This window comes from Nonomuraea polychroma, from assembly GCF_004011505.1.
Taxonomy (GTDB): domain Bacteria; phylum Actinomycetota; class Actinomycetes; order Streptosporangiales; family Streptosporangiaceae; genus Nonomuraea; species Nonomuraea polychroma.
The window spans coordinates 6,501,790-6,524,352 of record NZ_SAUN01000001.1; the positions used below are offsets into that span (position 1 = coordinate 6,501,790).

General features: G+C 71.6%; 16 protein-coding genes. 8 read left to right on the top strand and 8 right to left on the bottom strand.

From position 1 onward, the window contains the following. Positions 1-19 precede the first annotated feature (19 nt). The gene (gene fabF / locus EDD27_RS29675) at positions 20-1,252 is read left to right on the top strand and encodes a beta-ketoacyl-ACP synthase II (RefSeq protein WP_127935307.1); all 1,233 of its coding nucleotides are present in this window, start codon (positions 20-22) and stop codon (positions 1,250-1,252) included. Then, positions 1,253-2,677 carry an acyl-CoA carboxylase subunit beta gene (locus EDD27_RS29680; RefSeq protein ID WP_127935308.1) on the top strand — a complete coding sequence of 475 codons (1,425 nt, stop codon included), beginning with the start codon at positions 1,253-1,255 and terminating at the stop codon, positions 2,675-2,677. Between the two features lie 134 nt (positions 2,678-2,811). Here the strand turns inward: EDD27_RS29680 and EDD27_RS29685 are convergent, their stop codons facing one another. Together EDD27_RS29685 and EDD27_RS29690 are read right to left on the bottom strand one after the other, a co-directional pair. Continuing rightward, positions 2,812-3,420 (bottom strand): dihydrofolate reductase family protein, encoded by a 609-nt coding sequence (locus tag EDD27_RS29685; protein WP_127935309.1) that lies wholly within the window; start codon positions 3,418-3,420, stop codon positions 2,812-2,814. Between the two features lie 327 nt (positions 3,421-3,747). Next, positions 3,748-4,242, bottom strand: a complete 495-nt coding sequence (locus tag EDD27_RS29690; protein WP_127935310.1) for a DUF3145 domain-containing protein — start codon at positions 4,240-4,242, stop codon at positions 3,748-3,750. Between the two features lie 175 nt (positions 4,243-4,417). Between EDD27_RS29690 and EDD27_RS29695 the strand changes: the two genes are divergently transcribed. The 4 genes from EDD27_RS29695 (at position 4,418) to EDD27_RS29710 (ending at position 9,243) form a co-directional block, all read left to right on the top strand. Continuing rightward, positions 4,418-5,431: a S8 family peptidase gene (locus tag EDD27_RS29695; protein WP_127935311.1), complete on the top strand. Its 1,014-nt coding sequence runs from the start codon at positions 4,418-4,420 to the stop codon at positions 5,429-5,431. A gap of 70 nt (positions 5,432-5,501) precedes the next feature. Further along, a complete protein-coding gene (locus EDD27_RS29700) occupies positions 5,502-6,032 on the top strand; it encodes an RNA polymerase sigma factor (RefSeq protein ID WP_241564326.1) in 531 nt (176 codons plus the stop codon). Continuing rightward, positions 6,029-6,493 (top strand): carboxypeptidase regulatory-like domain-containing protein, encoded by a 465-nt coding sequence (locus tag EDD27_RS29705; protein ID WP_127935312.1) that lies wholly within the window; start codon positions 6,029-6,031, stop codon positions 6,491-6,493. Before EDD27_RS29700 ends, EDD27_RS29705 begins: the two co-directional genes overlap by 4 nt. 41 nt (positions 6,494-6,534) lie before the next feature. After that, on the top strand, positions 6,535-9,243 hold the full coding sequence (locus EDD27_RS29710) for a CHAT domain-containing protein (RefSeq protein ID WP_127935313.1): 2,709 nt from the start codon (positions 6,535-6,537) through the stop codon (positions 9,241-9,243). On the opposite strand, the gene EDD27_RS29715 is transcribed toward EDD27_RS29710, so the two are convergent. From EDD27_RS29715 to EDD27_RS29730, 4 genes are all read right to left on the bottom strand, one after another. Further along, positions 9,183-10,022: a sulfurtransferase gene (locus EDD27_RS29715; protein ID WP_127935314.1), complete on the bottom strand. Its 840-nt coding sequence runs from the start codon at positions 10,020-10,022 to the stop codon at positions 9,183-9,185. The genes EDD27_RS29710 and EDD27_RS29715 overlap by 61 nt on opposite strands. 37 nt (positions 10,023-10,059) lie before the next feature. After that, positions 10,060-11,211 (bottom strand): alkaline phosphatase family protein, encoded by a 1,152-nt coding sequence (locus EDD27_RS29720; RefSeq protein ID WP_241564327.1) that lies wholly within the window; start codon positions 11,209-11,211, stop codon positions 10,060-10,062. Between the two features lie 371 nt (positions 11,212-11,582). Then, positions 11,583-12,173, bottom strand: a complete 591-nt coding sequence (locus EDD27_RS29725) for a DUF5998 family protein (RefSeq protein WP_127935316.1) — start codon at positions 12,171-12,173, stop codon at positions 11,583-11,585. 130 nt (positions 12,174-12,303) lie between these two features. Beyond that, on the bottom strand, positions 12,304-15,087 hold the full coding sequence (locus EDD27_RS29730; RefSeq protein ID WP_127935317.1) for a bifunctional acetate--CoA ligase family protein/GNAT family N-acetyltransferase: 2,784 nt from the start codon (positions 15,085-15,087) through the stop codon (positions 12,304-12,306). 183 nt (positions 15,088-15,270) lie between these two features. Here EDD27_RS29730 and EDD27_RS29735 point away from each other — a divergent pair, with 183 nt between their 5' ends. Further along, positions 15,271-16,164, top strand: coding sequence for a carbohydrate kinase family protein (locus EDD27_RS29735; RefSeq protein WP_127935318.1), 894 nt, complete (start codon positions 15,271-15,273; stop codon positions 16,162-16,164). Positions 16,165-16,200: 36 nt separating this feature from the next. Here the strand turns inward: EDD27_RS29735 and EDD27_RS29740 are convergent, their stop codons facing one another. Both EDD27_RS29740 and EDD27_RS29745 read right to left on the bottom strand, forming a co-directional pair. Further along, entirely contained in the window at positions 16,201-18,315 is a 2,115-nt protein-coding gene (locus EDD27_RS29740) for a RecQ family ATP-dependent DNA helicase (protein ID WP_164903840.1), read from the bottom strand. A 368-nt stretch (positions 18,316-18,683) separates the two neighbouring features. Beyond that, positions 18,684-19,508, bottom strand: a complete 825-nt coding sequence (locus EDD27_RS29745) for a TauD/TfdA dioxygenase family protein (RefSeq protein WP_127935319.1) — start codon at positions 19,506-19,508, stop codon at positions 18,684-18,686. A 329-nt stretch (positions 19,509-19,837) separates the two neighbouring features. Here EDD27_RS29745 and EDD27_RS29750 point away from each other — a divergent pair, with 329 nt between their 5' ends. Continuing rightward, on the top strand, positions 19,838-22,360 hold the full coding sequence (locus tag EDD27_RS29750; RefSeq protein WP_241564328.1) for a DNA gyrase/topoisomerase IV subunit A: 2,523 nt from the start codon (positions 19,838-19,840) through the stop codon (positions 22,358-22,360). Positions 22,361-22,563 lie beyond the last annotated feature (203 nt).

The window sequence follows — 22,563 nt, forward strand, 5'->3', positions numbered from 1 at the left end:
CTAGCAAGGAGCGCGAACTGTGAGTGCGAACCGGGTACGTGTCGTCGTCACCGGGCTTGGCGCGACGACGCCCGTCGGTGGAGACGTCACCTCGACCTGGACGGCGCTCCTCGCCGGTCAGTCGGGTGTCGAGACTCTCGCCACGGACTGGATCGACACCGTCCCCGTGAAGTTCGCGGGGACGGCCGCGGTGGACCCCGCCGAGGTGCTGCCGCGGCCCGAGGCCCGCAGGCTCGACCGCAGCGAGCAGTTCGCCATGGTCGCCGCCCGGGAGGCGTGGCAGGACGCCGGCGCCCCCGAGGTGGCGCCCGAGCGGCTCGGCGTCGTGGTCTCCAGCGGCATCGGCGGCATCAACACCACCCTGGCGGCATACGACACCTACCGGGAGCGCGGCTGGAACCGCCTGTCGCCCTTCACGGTGCCGATGCTCATGCCCAACGGCCCGGCCGCGTGGATCGGCCTCGACCTGCGCGCCCAGGCAGGCGTGCACGCCACGGTGTCGGCCTGCGCGTCCGGCGCCGAGGCCATCGGCTACGCCCTGGACATGATCAGGGCCGGCCGCGCCGACGTGGTGGTGGCCGGTGGCACCGAGGCGGCGATCCATGGGCTCAACATGGCGGCCTTCGCCGCCGCGCGGGCCATGTCCACCCGCAACGACGACCCTGCGGGCGCCTCCCGGCCGTGGGACCGCGACCGTGACGGGTTCGTGCTCGGTGAGGGCGCCGGCATCGTGGTGCTGGAGTCCGAGGAGCACGCCAAGGCGCGCGGCGCGCGGATCTACGCCTACTGCGCCGGCGTCGGCTACTCCGCCGACGCGCACCACATCACCCAGCCCGAGCCCGAGGGCCGGGGCATCATCATGGCGATGACCCACGCGCTCAACGACGCGGGCATCACCGGCCTCGACGTCAAGCACGTCAACGCGCACGCCACCTCGACCCCCGCGGGTGACGTGGGCGAGGTCCAGGCGGTGGCCAAGGCCATCGGCACCCACCCGCTGGTGACCTCCACCAAGTCGATGACCGGGCACCTGCTCGGCGGCGCGGGCGGCATCGAGTCCGTGTTCACGATCAAGGCGCTGCAGGAGCGGATCGTCCCCGCCACCATCAACCTCGACAACCCCGACGACGGCATCGAAGTGGACCTCGTCCACGGCGAGAACCGCACGCTGCCGGACGGCGACATCGCCGCGGTCAACAACTCGTTCGGATTCGGCGGGCACAACGTGTCCGTCGTGTTTAAGGGGGCTTAAATGACCGTGCTCGACAACCGGGTGGTGACGCAGGACTCCGATCAGGAGCCTGCCGATCCCCGCGATCCCATCGTCCGCCTGGCCGCGCTGCTCGACGAGGGCTCGCTGCGGCTGATCACCCCTGAGGACAAGAGCGGCGCCCTGGCCGCCACGGGCCGCGTGGAGGGCGTGCCCGTCGTCGCCTTCTGCAGCGACGCTCGCATCCAGGGCGGCGCGATGGGCAGCGAAGGTTGCGAGCACATCGTCCACGCCTATGACGTGGCCGTCCGCGAACGGGTGCCGGTCATCGGGATCTGGCACTCCGGCGGTGCGCGACTCGCCGAAGGCGTCGAGTCGCTGCACGCCGTCGGCCGGGTCTTCGCCGCCATGACCAAGGCGTCCGGCATCGTGCCGCAGATCTCCGTGGTCGTCGGCGCGGCCGCCGGCGGGGCCGCGTACGGCCCCGCGCTCACCGACCTCGTCATCCTGGCCGACTCCGGCCGCATCTTCGTCACGGGCCCCGACGTGGTCCGCAGCGTCACCGGCGAGAACGTCGACGCCGCGGCCCTGGGCGGCCCCGAGCCCCACAGCAAGCGCAGCGGCGTCGTGCACATCGTCACCAAGACCGAGACCGACGCGTACGTCAAGGCGCGCCAGCTCGCCACGCTGCTCGGCCACCAGGGCCGGGTGCGCACCTCCGAGGTCGAGGACGTGGACTTCTCCACGCTGCTGCCCAACTCCGCACGGCGCGCATACGACGTCAAGCCGCTGGTCAACGGCCTGCTCGACGAGCCCGGCATCGAGCTGCACCCCAAGTGGGCGCCGAACATCGTCACGTCGCTCGGCCGCCTCGGGGGCCGGACGGTCGGTGTGATCGCCAACAACCCGATACGGCTCGGCGGCTGCCTCGACGCCACGTCCGCCGAGAAAGCCGCTCGCTTCGTACGTATGTGTGACGCGTTCGGCGTGCCATTGGTTGTCCTCGTGGACGTGCCGGGTTATCTGCCGGGCGTCGGGCAGGAGCATGACGGCGTGGTACGGCGCGGCGCCAAGCTGCTGCACGCCTTCGCCGAGGCGTCGGTGCCGCGGGTCACGCTGGTGACGCGGAAGGCGTACGGCGGGGCGTACATCGCGATGAACTCGCGTGCCCTGGGCGCCACCAAGGTGTTCGCCTGGCCGACGACCCAGATCGCGGTCATGGGCCCGGTGGCGGCCGTGCGCATTCTCAAGCGGCGCGAGCTCGCGGCCGCTCCGGAGGAGGAGCGGGCCGAGCTGGAGCAGCGGCTGGCCACCGAGCACGAGAAGCTGGCCGGCGGGCTCGCCCGGGCGCAGGAGCTGGGGGTCATCGACGAGGTGATCAAGCCCGAGGAGACGCGCGGCGCGATCGCCAAGCTTCTCGCCCAGGCCACCCCGGCCCGCGGCGCCCACGGCAACATCCCGCTGTAATCCGTCTTGACGAAGGCCCCGCACCGACACCGGTGCGGGGCCTTCGTGCTGTCCCGGAGGGAGGGATGGTGAGTGAGCGACAGGCCAAGGGATGGTGAGCGGCGGTACGGGGCCATTGGTGCCGCTGTCCCGTGCTAGACGACGGAGCCGTACGCGGGCTTGCCCGCCCACTCGTAGGTGATGTACACGACGCCGGCGTCCGTGGTGGACGAGCCGGTGAGCTTCAGCCCGGCCGGGACGGTCCCCTCGGCGAAGAGGCGCTTGCCCTGGCCGAGGACGACGGGGAAGACCAGCAGGTGGTATTCGTCGACCAGCTCGGCCTGCTGCAGCGTGCGCAGGAGATCGCTGCTGCCCTGGACGAGGATCATGCCGTCGGTGCGCCGCTTGAGCTCGGCGACCGTCTCTGCGGCCTCGCCCACCAGGACCTCGGTGTTGCGCCACTCGGCGGTCATCGGGGTCCTCGTGGTGACATACTTCGGCATGCTGTTGATCTTGGCGCCGCCCTCCTCGTCCGGCACGTTGGGCCAGTGGGCGGCGAGGATGTCATACGACCTGCGGCCCAGGAGCATCCCGTCCGCGCGGTCCAGCAGGGGACCCATGATGCGGCCGAACCCCTCGTCCACGTGCGGGGGCAACCATCCTTCGTGCGGGAAGCCGTTGGAAGGGTCCTCACCGGGTGCACCCGGCGCCTGCATGATCCCGTCCAGCGTCACAAACGTCCCGACTACGAGCTTGCTCGCCATCTGCCGTTCCTTCTTTCGAGGTGAGGTTGCTTTCCTTTCCTGCGCCTTCAGCCTCGCAACAGCCTGTTACGGAATCCTTAATGCTTTCCTACGGAGCAACGAGCAGGGTCCGAGAGCGGCAGCACCGCGTAACCAGCGAGGACCCGTCGCGAGTGCGACCATAGACACGCGCAACGAGCAGGGTCCGAGAGCGGCAACACCGCGTAACCAGCGAGGACCCGTCGCGAGTGCGACCATAGACACGCGCAACGAGCAGGGTCCGAGAGCGGCAACACCGCGTAACCAGCGAGGACCCGTCGCGAGTGCGACCATGGACACGTGCCCGGGTCAGACCGCGGCGTGCAGCCAGCGGACCGGGGCGCCGTCGCCGGCGTACCTGAACGGCTCCAGCTCCTCGTCCCAAGGACGCCCGAGCATCTTGTCGATCTCCTCCTCCAGCACGCACCGCCCCTGAGCGGCCATCATCATGGCGGCGCGGAGGCGGTCCTCGGGGATCATGATGTCGCCGGAGGCGCCGATGACCGCGGTGAAGGCGCCGAGCGTCGGCGTGTACGCATGCCGGGAGCCGTCCACCCCGGGCGAGGCGTCCTCAGTGATCTCGAACCTGAGACGCTGCCAGCCCATGAGCGAGGAGGCGATGGACGCCGCGATGCCCGCGCGGCCCTCCCACTCCGCCTGCGCGCGCACGACGTTTGGCGCGGCGGGTTGCGGAGTCCACGTCAGATCTACGGGCACGCCAAGGACACCCGCGACTGCCCATTCGATGTGAGGGCACAGCGCGGGCTGAGCCGAGTGGACGTAAAGGACGCCACGAGCAGACACCGGACCTCCCGTTTCGGTACGAGGTGCGCCTTCCCCAACGGCCTCGCCCCGGGATGATCACAAGTGACTAGGGAGAGACTACCGTCGGTCGCTACTCGACACCAGAGGGGGGCCATACCAAGTTGGTGCCGGAGTGCCGCGTGACACCTGTTGCAGACGGGAAACATACCGGGCCATGGAAATGCAACAAGTCGGCGAGGCGTTCATCCGGCCAGGTCAGCTGCTGACCGATCGCAGCTCGCTGTCCGCCGCAGCGCGCTGGACCCAGGCCGTCTCCGAGGCGGACGGGGTCTGCGTCGTCCACCTGGCGGCAGGCGTCGACCCCTGTGAGCTCACGGCCGAGTTGCGCGATCAAGGTCTGAGAGCCTCGCCGAACCACGTCTTCCGCGGCCAGCCGCTGTTCTTCGGCGGTCCCGCGTCCAGACCGTTCCCCACCCCGCCCATTTCCTACAAACCTGGCAGGTCTCGCTCCGACGTGACGGTGGGCCTGCTCGACACCGGCGTCGCCGAGCACCCGTGGTGGGCGGCCAGCGACTGGTATGACGACATCGGCCCCGAGGCGGCCGACGCGAGCGAGGGCCTGCAGGCCGGCCACGGGACGTTCATCGCCGGCCTGCTGGTCCGCGGCGCGCCCGGTGCCGCCCTGCGCGTGGACCGGGTGCTGGACGGCGACGGCCTCGGCGACGAGGCGTCCGTCGTCCGCGCGCTCCATCGCCTGCGGGAGCGGCCCCCTCAGGTGCTCAACCTGTCCTTCGGCGGCCACACCTTCGACGACCGCCCGCCGCAGCTGGTGGCCGACGCCATCGCCGAGCTGACCAGCACGGTGACGGTGGCCTGCGCCGGCAACACCGCCTCCGACCGGCCGTTCTGGCCCGCCGCGCTGCCCAGCGTGATCGGCGTGGCAGCCCTCGACGCCGCGCAGGAGAGCCGGGCCCCGTACTCCGGGTACGGCACCTGGGTGGACGCCTGCGCCCGCGGCGACTGGCTGGCCAGCAGCTATCTCGACACGGAGCAGTTCGGGGGCTTCGCGGCGTGGTGTGGCACATCGTTCGCCACCGCCCTGGTGTCCGGAACCATCGCGGACGCGGCCAAGAAGGAACCGGCGAAGGACGTGGTGCGCCGGCTTCTCGACGGCGAGGGCGCCCGGCAAATTCCGGATCTGGGAGTGCCCTTCCCCTCGAGTCTGTAGAGTTGACGCTCAGTTCCCATTCAATCACGGTGAGGCATGATCCTCTCCGTGCCGGGCGAGAGGAGGCCGCGTGCACCGCGATCCCGCGGAGCTCGTCCACGCCGCGGCCGACGGCGACCGGTCGGCGTGGGAAGAGCTCGAGTCCCGGTTCGGGCCGCACATGTGGGCCGTGGCCCGCGCGTGCGGCCTGAGCCCGGCCGATGCGGCGGACGTGGTCCAGGGTGCCTGGCTGCGCCTGCTGCAGCATCTGGAGAGCCTCAAGGACCCGGCGAGGGTGGGCGGGTGGCTCGCGACGACCGTACGCCGCGAGGCCATGCTGCTCCTGCGCAAGGACCGTCCGCGGGTCTTCTCCGCCGAGGTCGTCGAGGAGCCTGACCCGGCCGCCGCCGTTCTGGAGACCGACGGCAGGCAGCTGCTCTGGAAGTCGGTCTCCGCCCTGCACGAGCCCTGCCGCACGCTGCTCCAGCTGGTCGCGATCGATCTCGGGAGCCGGCAGACGGCGATGCGACTCGGTCTGCCCATGGGCAGCGTCGGCCCGACCAGGGCCCGCTGCCTGGAGAGACTGCGCACTTTGATCTCGGCACAGGAGACGGCGCGATGATCAATGACGAATACTTCCTCGCGGCACTCCGGCTCGCCGCTGGAAACGACCCCATCCCCAGTCACGTGTCGGCCGCCGCGCGTGACGTCTACGGGCTCCGGGTCCCCCAGGCGCGGACCGCCGACCACGTCGAGTGCGCCGCGATGGGCATGAGCTCGGCGAGCTCCTGCACGCGCGACGACGACGGCTCGCACGTGATGCGCTTCGTCACGACCGGCCTCACCTTCGATGTGGAGGTGTCCGTGGACGACGGTCTCATCGACGTCGCGGGGCAGGTCGCCCCGTATCCGGGTGAAGGCGCCCTCGTCGATGTGAAAACCCCGCATCTGACACTGACCACGCGCATCACTCACAACGGCCAGTTCGCCGCCACGGGCCTGCCTCCCGGCTGGGTGAGCGTGGTGTGCCACCGGCCCGGGCACAAGCCCGTGCAGACCGGATGGGTGCGCGTCCGGCCCTGACCTCCCGCCGGGCCTCCCGGCCGCATCCATCAAGGTCCGCCATGAGGGACACCTCGGAGGAACTCGACCCCCTCGTCACGGCCGCCGAGGCCGCCATGCTCCGTTCGCTGGTCGATCCCGGGCATGCCATGCACGCGGGGCAGGTCGTGCTCGACGCGGCCCGCCGTACCGGCTCTCCCGAGGCCGCGGCCATCGCGCTCCGGGCGATGGCGCTGGCCGCCCGTGAGCTGGGCGATCTGGAAGGCGCCGAACGGCATCTGCGCCAGGCCATCGCCACCCCGGGAGTCCCGCGGGAGCGGGTGGCGCAGGCCCGGCTGTCGCTCGTCACCGTACGCACCGAGCGTGGTCACCCCGTGCAGGCGCTGCGCCTGGCCGCTCTGGCCTGGGCCGATCTGTCCCCGCTCGATCGCGCCAAGCTCGACACCCAGCGCGCCGTGGCGCTGGCTCACCTCGGCCGCCATCAGGAGGCCGTCGCCGCCTGCGACCGCGCGCTGCGGATCCTGGCGTCCGCGCCCGGCACCCTCGACAACCGCAGATTCCTGGCGGGCGGCCTGCTCAACCGCGGCCTCGTCCACTCCTACCGGGACGACTGGGACGCCGCCATGCGCGACCTCACCGCCTGCCTGCAGATCTCCCAGCACGCCGGGCTGCATCACCTGGCCCGGTTGTCCGCCGCGAACCTGCCCTTCCTCGCGGTACGGCGGGGCGACATCGCCGGGGCGTTCCACCACTACCGGGACGCCGAGGACACGCTGTTCGGCTACCCCGAGCGGCTGGCCACGATGCGGGCCGACTTCGCCGGCGCCTTGCTGGCTGCCCACCTGCCCGGCGAGGCCAGGGCCATGCTGAACCTCGCCGTGCCCGACCTCGAGGCGTGCGGTGCCCGGGCGGCGCTGGCGGAGGCGCGGCTGAAGCTCGCCCAGGTGGAGCTGCTGACCGGCGACCCGCACCGGGCCCGGCAGGTGGCCGAGCAGGCGGCGGACGAGCTTGCCGCGCAGGACCGCACGTCGTGGCTGCCGCTGGCCAGGGAGGTGGTGCTGCGCTCCCGCCTGGCCCTCGAACCCGTCACGCCGGCCCTGGTCGCCGAGTTGATCGCGGGTGCGGACGAGCTGGAGGGCGGAGGAGCCCACCTGGCAGCGGCGGCAGCGCTGCGGCTGGTCGCGGCCGAAGCGGCGCTCGCCGTGGACGATCATCCGACGGCCTCGGCGCAGCTGGCCCGCCTCACCCGGCACGCCGATCGGGAGGAACACGACGACCCGGGCGATCAGTGCCCACCCCCGGGCGCGCGGCTCACCTCGCTGACCTCGCCCGCCGCCGAGCCGCGGGCCAGGCGGCCGGCACGGGCGTCGCAGATCCCGGTCCCGGTACGCCAGCACGCGCTCGCGCTGGAGGCGGCGCTGCAGGAGGACATCCCCGGGGCCTTTCTGGCGGTGTGTGACGGGCTGGCGGAGGTGACCGAGCAGGTGGGGACGTTCGCCGACCCGTCGTTGCGGGCCCACGTCGCCAGGGCCGGGGAGCGGCTGGCGGCGTTCGGGCTGGGGCTGGCCGTGCGCTCTGGAGGGCCCGGTGACGTGTTCGAGTGGGCGGAGCGGTGGCGGGCCGTCACGGCGCCCGCCCATGCCTGCGCGCTGGCGGATCCCGAGCGGGTGCGGGCGGAGCTGGGGCGGCGGGCTCTGGTGGAGTATGTGGTCGACGGGGAGTCGCTGCTGGCGGTGGTGATCGCCGCGGATCGGGTGCTGCTGCGGTGGCTGGGGGCGGTGCGGGCGGTCGAGGAGGCCATCGTGCGGCTGCGGTACGCGGTCCGGCGGCGGGCGGAGGCGCGAGACCGGCTACACGAGCAGGAGACCCCGGGGCAGGGCTCGACCGGCGTTCCAGGGCTGAGCTCGACCGGCATCCCAGGCCCGGGCTCGACCGGCGTTCTGGGGCTGCGGCCGGATGGGGACAAGGATCTCGAGGTCGCGGCCGGGGAGCTCGAGCGGCTGGTGTTCGGGCCACTGGCGGCGGACGTGGGTGACGCGCCGCTGGTGGTGGTGCCCGTGGGTGCGCTGCACACGCTGCCGTGGGGAGCGCTGCCGTTCCTGCGCGAACGCCCGGTGAACGTGGCGGCCAGCGCGGCCGCCTGGATCCGGGCACGGCAAGCCCCTCGCCGGGACGGGTCTCCCGTGGTGGTCGCGGCGGCCGGACCGGCGCTGGCTCACGCGCATGCCGAGGTGGCGCATGTGCTGGCCTGCCATCCGGGCGGGCGGGAGGTGCCGGGGCGCACCGAGGCGGTACTGGAGGCGCTGGCGGTCGCGGACGTGCTGCATCTGGCGGCGCACGGAGTGTTCCACGCGCGTAGCCCGCTGGTGTCCGGGATCACGCTGGAGGACGGCTCGCTCATGGCGTACGACGTGCTGAACGTGGCTCGATCGCCGGAGCTCGCGGTGCTTTCCGCCTGCAATTCGGGCATGTCCCGCACACCGGTGGAGGGCGCACCTCTGGGACTGCCCGGAACCTTCCTGGCCAAGGGATCATCCTGCGTGATCGCCGGCCTGGTGCCCGTGCGGGACGAGGCGGCGCGGGCGGTGATGAGCATGTTCCACGAGCTCGTCGCGGCCGGACAGCCGCCGGACGCGGCCCTGGCCCACGCCTCGGCGAAGACCGGAGTCTACGAGTTCACGTGCTTCGGCGCCGGCGACCGGCCGCTGTATCAGCCGGTGGCCACGGGTCTCGAAGGGTCGGCCACCCAGTTGGACCAGGAGCCCACGTAGAGTGCGGCGGGCAGGCCCGCCACCTCGAGCGCGAGCACCTCGTGCGCGGCCGTCACCCCCGAGCCGCAGTACGCCCCCGCCTGGACCCCCTCGCCCACGCCCAGCTCCGCGAACCTGGCCCGGAGCGCGGCAGGATCGAGGAACCTGCCGTCGGGCCCGACGTTGTCCATGGTCGGCGCGCTGACGGCCCCGGGAACGTGCCCGGCCACCGGATCGACCGGCTCCACCTCGCCCCGGTAGCGTTCGGCCGCCCTCGCGTCGAGCAGCACGCCCTCGGCCGCCAGCGCGGCCGCCTGCTCAGCGGTCAGCACCGGCATCCCGCCGGGCCGCGCCGTGAAGTCCCCTTCCTTCACCGACGGTGTCTCCTTCGTGGTCGGCAGCCGGGCCGCGGTCCACGCGGACAGGCCGCCGTCAAGCACGCGGACGTCCTGGTGCCCGAAATACCGCAGTGCCCACCACGCCCTGGCGGCGACGGTGGAGCCGACGTCGTCATAGACCACCACCGGCCGGTCGTCGCGCACCCCGAGGCGGCGCATCGCGCTCTGGAACGCCTCCGCCTCAGGCAGGGGGTGCCGGCCGCCCGCGCCGGGAGGGGCCGCGAGATCGGTGTCGAGGTCGCAGTAGACGGCGCCCGGAATGTGACCTTCACGGTAGAGCTCGATCCCGGGCGGGCCGCCGAGCCGCCAGCGTACGTCCAGCAGCGTCACGTCGCCGAGCGCGGCGAGTCCCTCCGGAGTGATCAGCGGACCCGCCGACGGGTTCGTCGGGAAGCTCGTCACAGGCGTACCTCCAGGATCATTGACCGCCCCGGACCGGTCACGTGCGGACCTCCAGGAGCGGGATGTTCTGCTCGGCCGGCGTCATCGAACCGTGGTACCCGATGAAGATGGCCTCGATCGGGTGCGCGCTCGGCGCGAGGATGGCCAGGTCGGTGTAGGGGACGGCGACGACGTCGCCGATGCGCTGCAGCCACGCCTCGCGTACCCGCGGCCCGAACCAGCCGGACTCCACCGCCTCCTGCCTGGACACTACCCATGCCTTGCCCTGGAAGGTCTCACGCCACGCCTCCAGCACGTGCCGCGCGGCGCCAGGCGCGGCGTAAACGTGCCTGGCCCTGGCCTCGCCGCCGATCAGCGCCACGCCTTCGGTCAGCTCGGGCACGGTCTCCGCGTCGACCTTCTCGGTGGCGTTGACCATGCCGTGGTCGGCGGTGACGTACATCGCCGAGCCGGGCGGCAGCCCTTCGGCCAGCCGCTGGGCCATGTCGTCCACGATGGCCAGTTGCCGCAGCCACTCCTCGCTGCCCCAGCCCGTCAGGTGCCCGGCGGAGTCCAGGTCGCCGTAATAGACGGTGACGTGGGCGGGCCGTGCGCGCATCGCCTCGTGCGTGCGGGCGACGCGCTCGTCCACGGTGTCGGCCGCGAAGTAGCGCACGCCCCGGTAGACGGCCCTGGTCAGGCCCGTGCCCTCGAACTCGGCGGGGGCGACGTAAGCGGGCTCGATGCCGGCGCCGGCGGCCCGCTGGTAGACGGTCTGGGCGGGCTGCCACTGCTCGGGGTCCATCGTGAGGCCGTCGGGCAGCGTCCATCGCAGGCAGTTGAACAGCTGCCCGGTGCCTGGCACGGCCAGCGTCAGGCCCAGCATCCCGTGCTCGCCCGGCGGCAGGCCCGTGCCCAGGGAGCAGAGGCTGGTGACGGTGGTGGCGGGGAATCCGGCCGTGAGCGTCCGGCTCTTGAGCCCGGAGAGGAACGGTGCCGCCTCAGCGTGCGCCCGCAGCAGCTCAGCCCCGAGGCCGTCTACCAGGAACAGGCAGACGCGCTCGGCAGGCGTCAGCACCAGCGGAGTCTCCGGATCAGCGCCGCGAACACCCAGCGGAGTCTCCGGATCGGCGCCGCGGACACCCAGCGCGGCCAGCAGCGCGCCCGGCAGGTCTGCCAGCGACCCGCCACCATACCCTGGCACCAGCATGCCCCTCATCCTAGGCCGGATCTCTCCATCTTCATGAGGCTCGCGTTACCCCTCTTTCGCCAGGCATCGCGATCCTCTCCGTTTTCGCGGGGATCTCGCCCATCTTCCTTTACGGCCGGCCGGGTTGCCCGCACTCGCCGTCGCTGGTTTCCGTCTGTCATGGCCGGTCGTGAAGGCTCACGGGGTGCTCGCCGTGACGAGCGCATCCTTGACCTGCGTCTTCGCTGACATCTCGGCCATCGTCTTCGTGTCGGCCCGCGGCGGGCGTATCGGCGCAGGCGGCCGCGGCCCGGCCGGAACGTGCCCGGCCGGAAGATGAGCCGGAAGATGAGGATGCCGAGGAAGGCGCCGGGGGGAGGGCCGAGGCCGGGTCAGGCGGCGGCGCGGGCGGTGGCCTCGGAGAGGCTCTTGGCGAAGGCCAGGACGTGGGTGACCGCCTCGGGGCCGTCGGCCGCCTCGCTGACCCGGAGGGACAGGTCATCGGCGGTGATGGCGCCCGTGTAGCCGTGGTCGGCCTCGCAGTTTTCGTCGCCGCACGTGGCCGGCTCCAGGTCCACGTGGGAGATCGCACCCCAGCCGATGGTGAGCGTCACCTCCGTGGGAGGCACGCCCGGGACGTAGGAGGCGGGGTCGGGCACGACACGGGTCACGGCGACCGATTGGATGCGGCTCAGGCGCACGGCCTCCGTGGTCGTGGAAGCGTGGGACGTCGAGACGCCCTCCACCGCGGGATGCTCGTCGGTGTGGCAGACGAGCAGCCGCGTCGCGGTCAGCACCAGCACGGTGACGTGTCTGCGCACCTCCATCGCGGGATCGAACGTGGCCTCGTGGTGGACCACGAACGCGGTCACGGCTTCCTTGCCCAGCGCGGATTCGACCGCATCGGTGACGAGGTCGGGATAATAGCCGCTGCGCTCGATCGCTTCACGCAGGCCCGCGGCTGAGACTCGGGTTTCCCTCATGGGTCCATCCTGCCAGGGCCGGGCGATGCACTCACCCGCCGGACATAACGCTCTATAACGTCTTTAGATAGGTAACAAGGACCACTGCTGAACACTGGCCTCACTCGGCTTCCTCGTCTGACGGGTGCCGTCAGGACAACCTGCGTGGGCCGCCGTCCAGGCGCGGGCCCGCCGGGGTGCGGAGGGTGGCGCGGGCGCCGAGTATCAGGACGTCCGACTCCCCCACGAGCACCTGATCCAGGTCCAGGCGGGCCACCTCGGGCAGGTCGTTGGCCAGGCGGCCGACGCGTACGAGCAGGTCCTCCAGGGCGTCGACCGCCACGGGCGGGTAGCCGTACTGGCCGAACAGCAACGGGGCGGCGCGTACGGAACGCACCAGGGCGGCGGCGTCCTCCCTCGTCAGCGGGGCGAGGCGGAAACCCTGGTCGAGGAGGAGACGCGCGGTCACCTCGCCCAGCCCGAACGACACCACCGGGCCGAACGCCGGATCCTCGATGACGCCCACCACGGTCGGCACGGCCGGCTGCGGCGCCATGCGCTGGACCGCCAGCCGCACCTCCTCGCCCAACTGGTCGGCGAACTCGGCGAACGCGTGGCGCACCATCTCAGGGCCCGTCAGCCCCAGGCGCACGGTGCCGGCGCGGCGCGAGGCGCCCGGGTCGGCCACCTTCAGCACCACGGGCCAGCCAAGGCGTTCCGCGGCCGCCACGGCCTCGTCGGGCGAACGCACCACCTCGGCGGGCCACACGGTGAGGCCGTAGCAGGACAACAGGTCGGAGGCGTCGATCTCGACCGGCGGCCCCGGCTCCGCGAAAAACCCCGGCCGCGGGCGCGCCCCCGGCGACGCTGACGCCTGCCCGGCAGGGACCGTCACCGGATCGGCCGGCCCGCTCATGAGGCCTTCCGGGTGGGTGGCGGCCGGAGTCGCCGACGTGTCCTCATCCGCTGGGGCGGTGCCTGCCAGGAGGCTGCGGGCCAGGGTGCGGGCGCGGTCGGTGTCGATGGTGTCGAGCTCCGGAGGCGGCATCGCCGGTTGCGCGCGCCACGTGGCGTACCGCACCACGTGCGCCAGCGCCCGGACCGCCTCCTCGGGGGCCGCGTACGAGGGGATGGACCCGCGCGCGGGCGGGGCCTGCGAGCCGGACGGGCCTTCCAGCCGCAGCGCCGGATGCATGCCGAGATGGCCGCCGAACGTCGTCAGCACCGGCTTGGGCACGTCCTTCGACACCCGCACCAGCTCGGCGGCCACCGCCTCCGTGTCACCGGGAAGGGGCGGCATGTAGATCACGACGGCGGCGTCCACGCCGGACGAGGCGAGCTCCCCGGAGAGCGCCGTGCCGAATTCGGAGGCCCCCGCGGCGGGCCCCAGGTTGACCGGCGGCCGGGGCTCGAGCCCGGCGGCCCGGCAGGCGTCGGCGGCGAGCAGGCCGAGCGCGTCGGAGTTGGTCACGAGCGCGACCCTGGGCCCGGCGGGCAGCGGCTGGTACGCCAGCAGCTGCCCCACGTCGAACAGCTGGATGAGGTCGTCGACCCTGATCAGCCCGGCCTGCGCGAAGAGGGAGCTGATCGCGGAGTCCGGCAGCCCCAGCTCCTCCGCCGAGTGCCCTGACGGGGTGCCGCCGCTCTTGACCACGACGATCGGCTTGGCACGTGCGATGCGCCTGGCCAGCCGGGTGAACTTACGCGGATTGCCGAGCGATTCCAGGTAGAGCAGGATCACCTCGGTGGCGTCGTCCTCCTCCCAGTACTGCAGGAGGTCGTTGCCGGAGACGTCGGCCCGGTTGCCCGCGGAGACGAACGACGAGATGCCCATGCCGCGCTGCGCCACCCGCTGCAGCAGTGCGGTGCCGAGCGCGCCCGACTGGCTGAAGAAGCCGACCGTGCCCGGCCCGGGCACGGTGTCGGCGAGGGTGGCGTTGAGCCGGACGGCGGCGTCGGTGTTGGCGATGCCGAGGCAGTTGGGCCCGACCACGCGCAGGCCGTAGGCGCGGGCGATGCGGGCCAGCTCGTCCTGCCTGGCCCGGCCGGGCGCGCCGGTCTCGCCGAACCCGGAGGAGACCACGACCAGCCCGTGCACCCCCTTCTCCGCGCACTCCTTGACCACGTCGATCACGCTTTCCGCGGGCACGGCGACCACGGCCAGGTCCACGTCGCCGTCGATGGCGGTGACACTCGGGTAGGCCCGCACGCCCGCCACCGCCCGCACCTCCCGGTGCACCGGGTAGACGGGGCCGGTGAAGTCGGCGGCCAGCAGGTGGCGAAGGACGGTCTGGCCCACCCCGCCGGGCTCGCGGGAGGCGCCGATGACCGCGACCGAGCCCGGGGTGAGCAGCCTGGCGATGGACCTGGACTCGGCCCGGTGCTCGCGTGCCGCCGTCACCTCGGTGGAGGTCTCGGTGGGGGTGAGGTCGAGCGTCATGCGTACGACGCCGTCGGCGAACTGGCTCTGGGCGGTGTAGCCCGCCTGGCGCAGCACGCCCATCATGCGCATGTTGGCGGGCAGGACGTCGGCGATGAACCGCTCGATGCCGTTTTCGCGCGCGGTGGCGGCCAGGTGCTCCAGGAGCACGGAGGCCACTCCCCTGCCCTGGTGGGCGTCCTCGACGAGAAACGCCACCTCGGCCTCGCCCGGTCCGGTGCGGTCGTAGCGGATCACGGCGACCATCTCGGCGCCGATGGTGGCGATCAGCGCGACCCTGTTGACGTAGTCGACGTTCGTGAACCGCTCGACTTCCCTGTCCGACAACCGCGGCCGCGGCCCGAAGAACCGGAAATAGATCGACTCGTCGGACAGTCGCGAGTAGAAGGAGCGGAGGCGGCCCGCGTCGGCGGGCCGGATCGGGCGTACGTGAGCGGTGCCGCCGTCGGCCAGGACGACGTCGGCCTCCCAGTGAGCCGGATATTGTGCCTCCACAGCAACGAGCGTAAACCCGCATCCCACATCCCAAGACCGGAGCCCCCGTTTGGGCAACGCTTGTGCATCGACTCCAGCCTGGTGTCATGGGTCCGCCCCACGAGCAGCCCGGAAGCTGTTAGTTTTGCCGTGGCGTTTTGCCGTGGCCAGGCTCGTTCCGAAGGCAGCAAGGTGGTGGACATCATGACGCGGGTCGTCGTGGTGGGCGATCTCATGACCGACGCGGTCGCGCGCGCCCGTTATGCCCTCGCCAGGGCCAGCGACACCCCGGCGATCGTGACGATGCACGGTGGCGGCTCCGGGGCCAACATCGCCTCGTGGCTCGCCGTCGAAGGCGCCGAGGTGGCCTTCATCGGCCGCAGGGGCGCCGACATCACCGGGCGAAACCGCGACATGGAGCTGATGGGCTACGGCGTGGACGCGCGGCTCGTCATGGATCCCGAGCGGCCCACCGGCACCTGCGTGGTGCTCGTGACGCACAAGGGCGAGCGCACGATGCTCTCCGATCCCGGTGCCAACGCCGCGCTGTCGCCCGAGGACCTGCCGCGTGACCTGTTCACGTCAGGCTCGCACCTCCACCTTTCCGGCTACACGCTGATCAACGAGGGTTCGCGGGACGCCGGTCTCGCGGCGCTCGACATGGCCAGGCGCAGCGGGATGTCGATCTCGGTCGACTGCGCCTCCTCCGCGCCGCTCGAGCGCACCGGGGCCGAGCCGTTCCTGGAGTGGACCGACGGCGCCAAGCTGCTGTTCGCCAACACCGACCAGGCGAAGGTGCTGACCGGGCGCGACGACGCGGAGGCCGCGGCCAAGGTGCTGACGGCGTGGTTCCCGCAGGTCGTGATCAAGATGAACGCCGAGGGCGCGCTGTGGTTCGGCAACGGCCGCCCCGAGCCGGTCCACGTGGCCGCCGAGCCGGTCGACAAGATCGTGGACGGCACGGGGGCGGGCGACGCGTTCTCCGCCGGATTCCTGCCGCCGTGGCTGGAGGGCAAGCCCCCGGCCGAGTCGCTGACCTCGGGATGCCGGCTGGCCGCCAAGGCGATCATGCACCTGGGTGCCCGCCCGCCCTTCTAGGCGTGGCGGCCGGCGTCGCCGGCCTCCGAGCAGCGGTCAGGACGTGGTGGCCAGGGCCAGCGGGAGCACCGCCGGGGCGCCCGCGTGCCGTACGAGTGCCGCCGCCAGCGTCATCGTCCATCCGGTGTCGACGCGGTCGTCGATGAGCAGGACGGGCCCGCCGCACTGGGCGATCTGGGCACTGAGGTCCTTGGGCATGGCAAGGGTGGCCCTGACCGCCTGCACCCGCTTGGCGCTGTTGAACTGCTGCCCAGGCGCTCCCGCCCGATAGCCCAGCTCCCCGAGATAGGCCAGCCGCCCCACCTGTGCCAGCCGCTCGGCGAACGAGCGCACGAGCTTCGGCCGCGTCGCGGACGGAAGATTGACCACGGCCACGGGACGCTCCCGCCACTCCCACGCGGACAGCACCTTCACCACGGCCGCGAACATGTCGTCGGCCATCGGCGCGTCCTCACCGTTGAACAGCTCACGCAGCCGGTTGCCCCACCCGATGTCGGTCAGCCGTCCGAGCGCCCGGCCGGGCTCCGCCCCCAGCTCGGGCTTGATCCGCCCGGACAGGTCGGCAAGGCCGGTCGGCCACTGCCTGCGGGCCTCGATCTCGACGCCGGGCCTGCTCAGGCGCTCGCGGGCCTGCTCGACGGCCTGCGCGGCGATCTCCGGGGAGCGGTGCCTGCCGGTGCAGTTGTCGCAGCGCCCGCACGGCCGGGCGGCCTCGTCGTCGAGGTGCCTGCGCAGGTAATGCTCCCGGCACTCGGTCGTGGTCAGGTAGCCGAGCATGGCCTCCTGCTCGGCCCTGCGCTCGGCGGCGATGCGGCTGTAACGCTCGGTGTCGTACGCCCACGGCTCCCCGGTGGCCTCCCAGCCGCCCTTGACCCGCCGGACGGCGCCGTCCACGTCGAGGACCTTGAGCATCATCTCCAGGCGGCTGCGGCTCAGGTCGACGGCGGTCTCGAGTGCCGGGGTCGACATGACGCCGCGTTCTTCGAGGGTCTGGAGGGTGGCGCGGACCACCGGCTCGGGCGGAAAGGCCAGCGAGGCGAAATAGGCCCAGATGTCGCGGTCCTCGACGCCGGGCAGCAGGATCACCTCCGCCCGCTCCACCCCGCGGCCGGCCCGGCCCACCTGCTGGTAGTAGGCGACCGGCGACTGCGGCGCGCCCACGTGCACCACGAATCCCAGGTCCGGCTTGTCGAAGCCCATCCCGAGCGCGCTCGTCGCCACCAACGCCTTGATCTTGTTGCTGAGCAGCGCCTCCTCGGCCGCCAGCCGCTCGGCCGGATCGGTCTGCCCGGAATAGGCGGCCACCTCGTGCCCCTGCTCACGCAGATAGCCGGCGATCTCGTGGGCGGCGGCCACGGTCAGCGTGTAGACGATGCCGGAGCCGGGCAGCTCGCGCAACGTCTGGGCCAGCCACGCCAGTCGCTGCTCGGCCGTGGGAAGGCGTACGACGGACAGATGCAGGCTCTCCCGCTCCAGCGGCCCGCGCAGCACGAGCGTGTCGTCCCCGTCGGGGCGCAGCTCCGCGGGAAGGCGCATCTGCTCGGCCACGTCGCGGGTGACACGGGCGTTGGCGGTGGCGGTGGTCGCCAGGACGGGGATGCCGGGCGGCAGGTCCTCGAACAGCCGCGCCAGCCTGCGGTAGTCGGGCCTGAAGTCGTGGCCCCAGTCGGAGATGCAGTGCGCCTCGTCGACCACCACGAGCCCGGCGCTCTCCGCCAGCTCGGGAAGCACGTTGTCGCGGAAATCGGGGTTGTTGAGCCGCTCTGGGCTGACCAGCAGCACATCGACCATGCCCTCGGCGACCTGGCCGTAGATCTCCTCCCACGCCTCGGGGTTGGCGGAGTTGATCGTCACGGCCCTGATGCCGGCCCGCTCGGCGGCGGCGATCTGGTTGCGCATCAGCGCCAGCAGCGGCGAGACGATGACCGTGGGGCCCTCACCCAGCTCCCGCAGGAGCGCGGTGGCCACGAAGTAGACGGCCGACTTGCCCCAGCCGGTGCGCTGGACGACGAGGACCCTGCGCCGATCCAGGACGAGCGCCTCGATGGCGGCCCACTGGTCGTCGCGCAGTCGCGCGTGCTGTCCGGCGAGCGCCTGAAGGCGTTCCTCGGCCTCTTCTCTGAGCATGGCCGCGTCGGGCGCGTCAATCATGCTCTCCTTGTTACCAGCTTTCCGCCCCTGGTGCGGCTAGCTACCGTTGCCGTCTTCCCACCCGATGGGTGCGGCCGGTTTCCCTTGCCGGCCTACCGGCCCTGGTAGGTGCCTCGCTTCTCGTTGCAGGCTTCCCCCAAATGGGGCCGGCCGGCTCACGATTCACCACGCGGCCGGCCCACTGTGCGCGCCGTAACGGCGGCCCGCCACTGAAGGGCTCAGAGGCCGTGTTCCTGGAGGGCCCTCAGCCGGAGTGCGGCGAGTGGCGGCCCAGCCGGCGAAGCCGTACAGGATGGGGGTGGAAAGGAGGCGCGCTGATCGCGGCGGGAAAGCCGGCAACGAGAAACGAGCCGCGCGTGTCCCGGGTCTCAGGACGGGTCGGCGTGCTCAGGGAAGGCGTTGATGGTGACCCTGTGCATGCGGCGGCGTTCGGTGTAGTCCGCGACCGCGTAGTGCTGGGTGGGACGGTTGTCCCAGAAGGCCAGTGTGCCGGGCGCCCATTTGAGCCGGCACTGGTACTCAGGGGAGCGGATGTGGTCGATCAGCAGCGGCAGCAGCGCCTCGTTCTCCCGGTCCGACAGCCCGACCAGGCGGGTCGTCGAGGACCGGTTCACGAAGAGGGCCTTCCTGCCCGTCTCCGCGTGCACGCGCACCACCGGCCGCTCGATGGGCGGCCATTTGGCCTGGATCTCGGCCAGGTCGAACGGGTGCCCCTTCGCGATCGCCTTCTTCATCGACATCGTGATGTCGTGCACGGCCGTCAGCTCGTCGCACAGCCGTTGCAGCGGCGGGGACAGGGTCTCGTACGCCAGGTAGGTGTTGGCCCAGCACGTGTCGCCGCCCACGCTGGGCAGCTGGACGCAACGCAGCAGGGAGCCCATGGGCGGTGTGGGCTCGAAGGTGTTGTCGCTGTGCCACTCGTCGGCGCCCTCGCTCTTGGGGGAGGTCTGGTCGAGCACGTGGATGGGGCTGGCGGCGTCCTTCTTGAAGGCCGGGTGGTTGAGCGTGCCGAAGTTCAGGGCGAACTGCAGGTGCTGCTCGTCGTCGATGTGCTGGTCGCGGAAGAACAGCACGAGGTGCTTGAGCCAGCCCTCCCGCAACGTCGCAACCTCTTCCTGCGACAGCGGCTTGCGCAGATCGACCCCGGTGACCTCGGCGCCGATGTGCTTGGTCACAGGATGAAACTCGATCATGACGCCTCCGGAGACAGGTCGGAACCCACGCTCCGAACGTACGACCCAAGCAATTGCTTGGTCAAGCATTCTGTAGGTTGAAGGCGCGCCGATCGAACACATCTACGAAACCGGAGAAGGTCGCGTAGGATTTGCCCCAGGGGTATCCGGCTCGTGCCATCATCTCCAGGGGCGAACATGCCGGAACCCACCCGGTCGCCTGGCCGTCATCGCCTCGCACGCCTATCTGACGCTTCTTCGGCGAGCCGACGGATACGGTTACAGCACAAGGACAGAAGGAGGATGCGCTTCCCCTCGGCGCGACGGCCGAGGCAGCCGCGCAGCACAAGATGGCCCGACGTACGACTGCACCCCCGCCTGAGGACTTCGAGGAGCGGATCGTCGACATCGACGTCTCCTCCGAAATGCGCACGAGCTTTCTCGAGTACGCGTACTCGGTGATCTACCAGCGGGCCCTGCCCGACGCGCGTGACGGCCTCAAGCCCGTGCAGCGTCGCATCCTCTACTCGATGAGCGAGATGGGCCTGCGCCCCGATCGGGGACACGTCAAGTCCTCGCGGGTCGTCGGCGACGTGATGGGCAAGCTCCACCCGCACGGCGACTCCGCCATTTACGACGCGCTGGTGCGGCTGGCACAGCCGTTCTCCATGCGGCTGCCGCTGGTGGACGGCCACGGCAACTTCGGCTCGCCCGACGACCTGCCCGCCGCCATGCGATACACCGAGGCCAGGCTGGCGCCGGCGGCCATGCTCATGGTGGAGTCGCTCGACGAGGAGACCGTCGGCTTCAAGCCCAACTACGACGGGCAGGAGACCGAGCCCGTCGTCATGCCGTCGGCGTTCCCCAACCTGCTGGTCAACGGCACGAGCGGCATCGCGGTCGGCATGGCGACCAACATGGCGCCGCACAATCTCACCGAGGTCGTGGCGGCCGCCCGTCATCTGATCAAGAAGCCGGACGCGACGCTGGACGAGCTGATGAGGTTCGTGCCGGGTCCCGACCTGCCGACCGGCGGCTCGATCATCGGGCTGCAGGGGGTGCGGGACGCGTACGAGACCGGGCGTGGCACGTTCCGGATGCGGGCCAAGTGCGTCGTCGAGCAGATCACCCCGCGCCGCAAGGGCATCATCGTCACCGAGCTGCCCTACAACGTCGGCCCCGAGCGCGTGGTCACCAAGATCAAGGAGCTGGTGACCTCCAAGAAGCTCCAGGGCATCGCCGACCTGAAGGACCTCACCGACCGGCACAAGGGCCTGCGGCTGGTCATCGAGATCAAGAACGGCTTCATCCCCGAGGCGGTCCTCGAGGAGCTCTACCGGCTGACGCCGATGGAGGAGACGTTCGGCATCAACAACGTCGCCCTGGTGGACGGCGAGCCGCGTACGCTCGGCCTGCGCGAGCTGCTCCAGGTCTACGTCGACCACCGGATCGAGGTCGTGCGCCGCAGGTCCGAATACCGGCGCCGCAAGCGCGAGGAACGCCTGCACCTGGTCGACGGCCTGATCACCGCGCTGCTCAACATCGACGAGGTCATCCAGGTCATCCGCTCCTCCGACGACTCGGCGCAGGCGCGGACGCGGCTCATGGACGTGTTCGACCTGACCGAGATCCAGGCCGCCTACATCCTCGACACGCCGCTGCGCCGCCTGACCCGCTACGACAAGCTGGAGCTGGACCGGGAGAAGGAGACGCTGAGCGACGAGATCGCCAAGCTGACCGAGATCCTGTCCTCGGAGACCAAGCTGCGCCAGGTCGTCTCCGGCGAGCTGGCCGAGGTGGCCAAGAAGTACGGCACGCCGCGCCGCACGGTCCTGCTGGAGTCGCCCGGCGTGGCCCGCACTCCCGTCGCCTCGCTCCAGGTGGCCGACGACCCGTGCCTGGCGCTGCTGTCGTCGACCGGCCTGCTGGCCCGCACCTCCGACGCCGCGCCGCTGCCTGGCGAGGGCGAACGTTCGGCGCATGACGTGCTGATCTCGGTGGTGCGCACGTCGGTGCGGGGCGAGGTCGGCGTGGTGACGTCGCTGGGCCGGCTGATCCGGGTCCAGGTCGTGGACCTGCCGACGCTCCCGTCCGTGGCCAATCCGCCGTCGTTGTCGGGCGGTCACCCGGTCTCCGAATACGTCTCGCTGGAGCCGGACGAGAAGGTCATCGGTCTGGGGTCGCTGGATCCCGACGGGCCGGGGCTGGCGCTGGGCACGGCACAGGGCGTGGTCAAGCGGGTGGTGCCCGACTACCCGGCCAACCGCGACGACTTCGAAGTGATCACCTTGAAGGACGGCGACACCGTGGTGGGCGCGGTCGAGCTGGTGTCGGAGTCCCACGATCTGGTGTTCATCGCCTCCAACGCCCAGCTGCTGCGCTACCCGGCCTCGCTGGTACGCCCGCAGGGGCGCCCGGCGGGCGGCATGGCGGGGATCCGGCTGGAGGACGGGGCGAGGGTGATCTGGTTCGGCGTCGTCGATCCCGACCGGCCCGCGCAGGTCGTCACGGTCGCCGGGTCGTCCACCGCGCTGCCGGGGACACAGGTGGGCGGCGGCAAGGTGTCCGACTACGCCGAGTTCCCGGCCAAGGGCCGGGCCACCGGTGGGGTGCGGGCGCAGCGGTTCCTGAAGGGCGAGGACGAGTTGCTGCTGGCGTGGGCGGGACCCGCGCCGGCCAAGGCGGTGTCCGCGGTGGGCAAGCCGGTGCCGCTGCCGGAGGAGCTCGGGCGGCGGGACGGCTCGGGCGTCCGCCTGACGCACACCATCGGCGCGATCGGCGGCGCCCTCGGCTCCGGACCCGAGGTGGATCCGCCTTCCAGCGGCGGCGCTCCAGGCGAGTTGCCGCCTGGCGACGAGCAGACGACGCTCTAGGTCTCGCCGACTTCAGGTCAGGGCTTCCTCGAGCACACGACTCACGCCCGCGCCCCGATCCGGCTTCCGGACAGGGGCGCGGGCACGCGTGTCCTGAGGGCGCCAGGCGTTGACCCTCCTGGCCCAGGCGACCTGGCTGACGCCTCGAACGGGCCCCGAGCGGCCGCTTACACCTCCATGGGGGATGCGGTCGCTGACGCGTC

Bases quoted from the DNA above. Each gene is read 5' to 3' on its own strand.
- EDD27_RS29735 (WP_127935318.1), top strand. From the start codon at position 15,271: ATGACGCGGGTCGTCGTGGTGGGCGATCTCATGACCGACGCGGTCGCG.
- EDD27_RS29725 (WP_127935316.1), bottom strand. From the start codon at position 12,173: ATGAGGGAAACCCGAGTCTCAGCCGCGGGCCTGCGTGAAGCGATCGAG.
- EDD27_RS29745 (WP_127935319.1), bottom strand. From the start codon at position 19,508: ATGATCGAGTTTCATCCTGTGACCAAGCACATCGGCGCCGAGGTCACC.
- EDD27_RS29680 (WP_127935308.1), top strand. From the start codon at position 1,253: ATGACCGTGCTCGACAACCGGGTGGTGACGCAGGACTCCGATCAGGAG.
- EDD27_RS29685 (WP_127935309.1), bottom strand. From the start codon at position 3,420: ATGGCGAGCAAGCTCGTAGTCGGGACGTTTGTGACGCTGGACGGGATC.
- EDD27_RS29750 (WP_241564328.1), top strand. From the start codon at position 19,838: ATGGCCCGACGTACGACTGCACCCCCGCCTGAGGACTTCGAGGAGCGG.
- EDD27_RS29705 (WP_127935312.1), top strand. From the start codon at position 6,029: ATGATCAATGACGAATACTTCCTCGCGGCACTCCGGCTCGCCGCTGGA.
- EDD27_RS29740 (WP_164903840.1), bottom strand. From the start codon at position 18,315: ATGATTGACGCGCCCGACGCGGCCATGCTCAGAGAAGAGGCCGAGGAA.
- EDD27_RS29695 (WP_127935311.1), top strand. From the start codon at position 4,418: ATGGAAATGCAACAAGTCGGCGAGGCGTTCATCCGGCCAGGTCAGCTG.
- EDD27_RS29710 (WP_127935313.1), top strand. From the start codon at position 6,535: ATGAGGGACACCTCGGAGGAACTCGACCCCCTCGTCACGGCCGCCGAG.
- EDD27_RS29720 (WP_241564327.1), bottom strand. From the start codon at position 11,211: ATGCTGGTGCCAGGGTATGGTGGCGGGTCGCTGGCAGACCTGCCGGGC.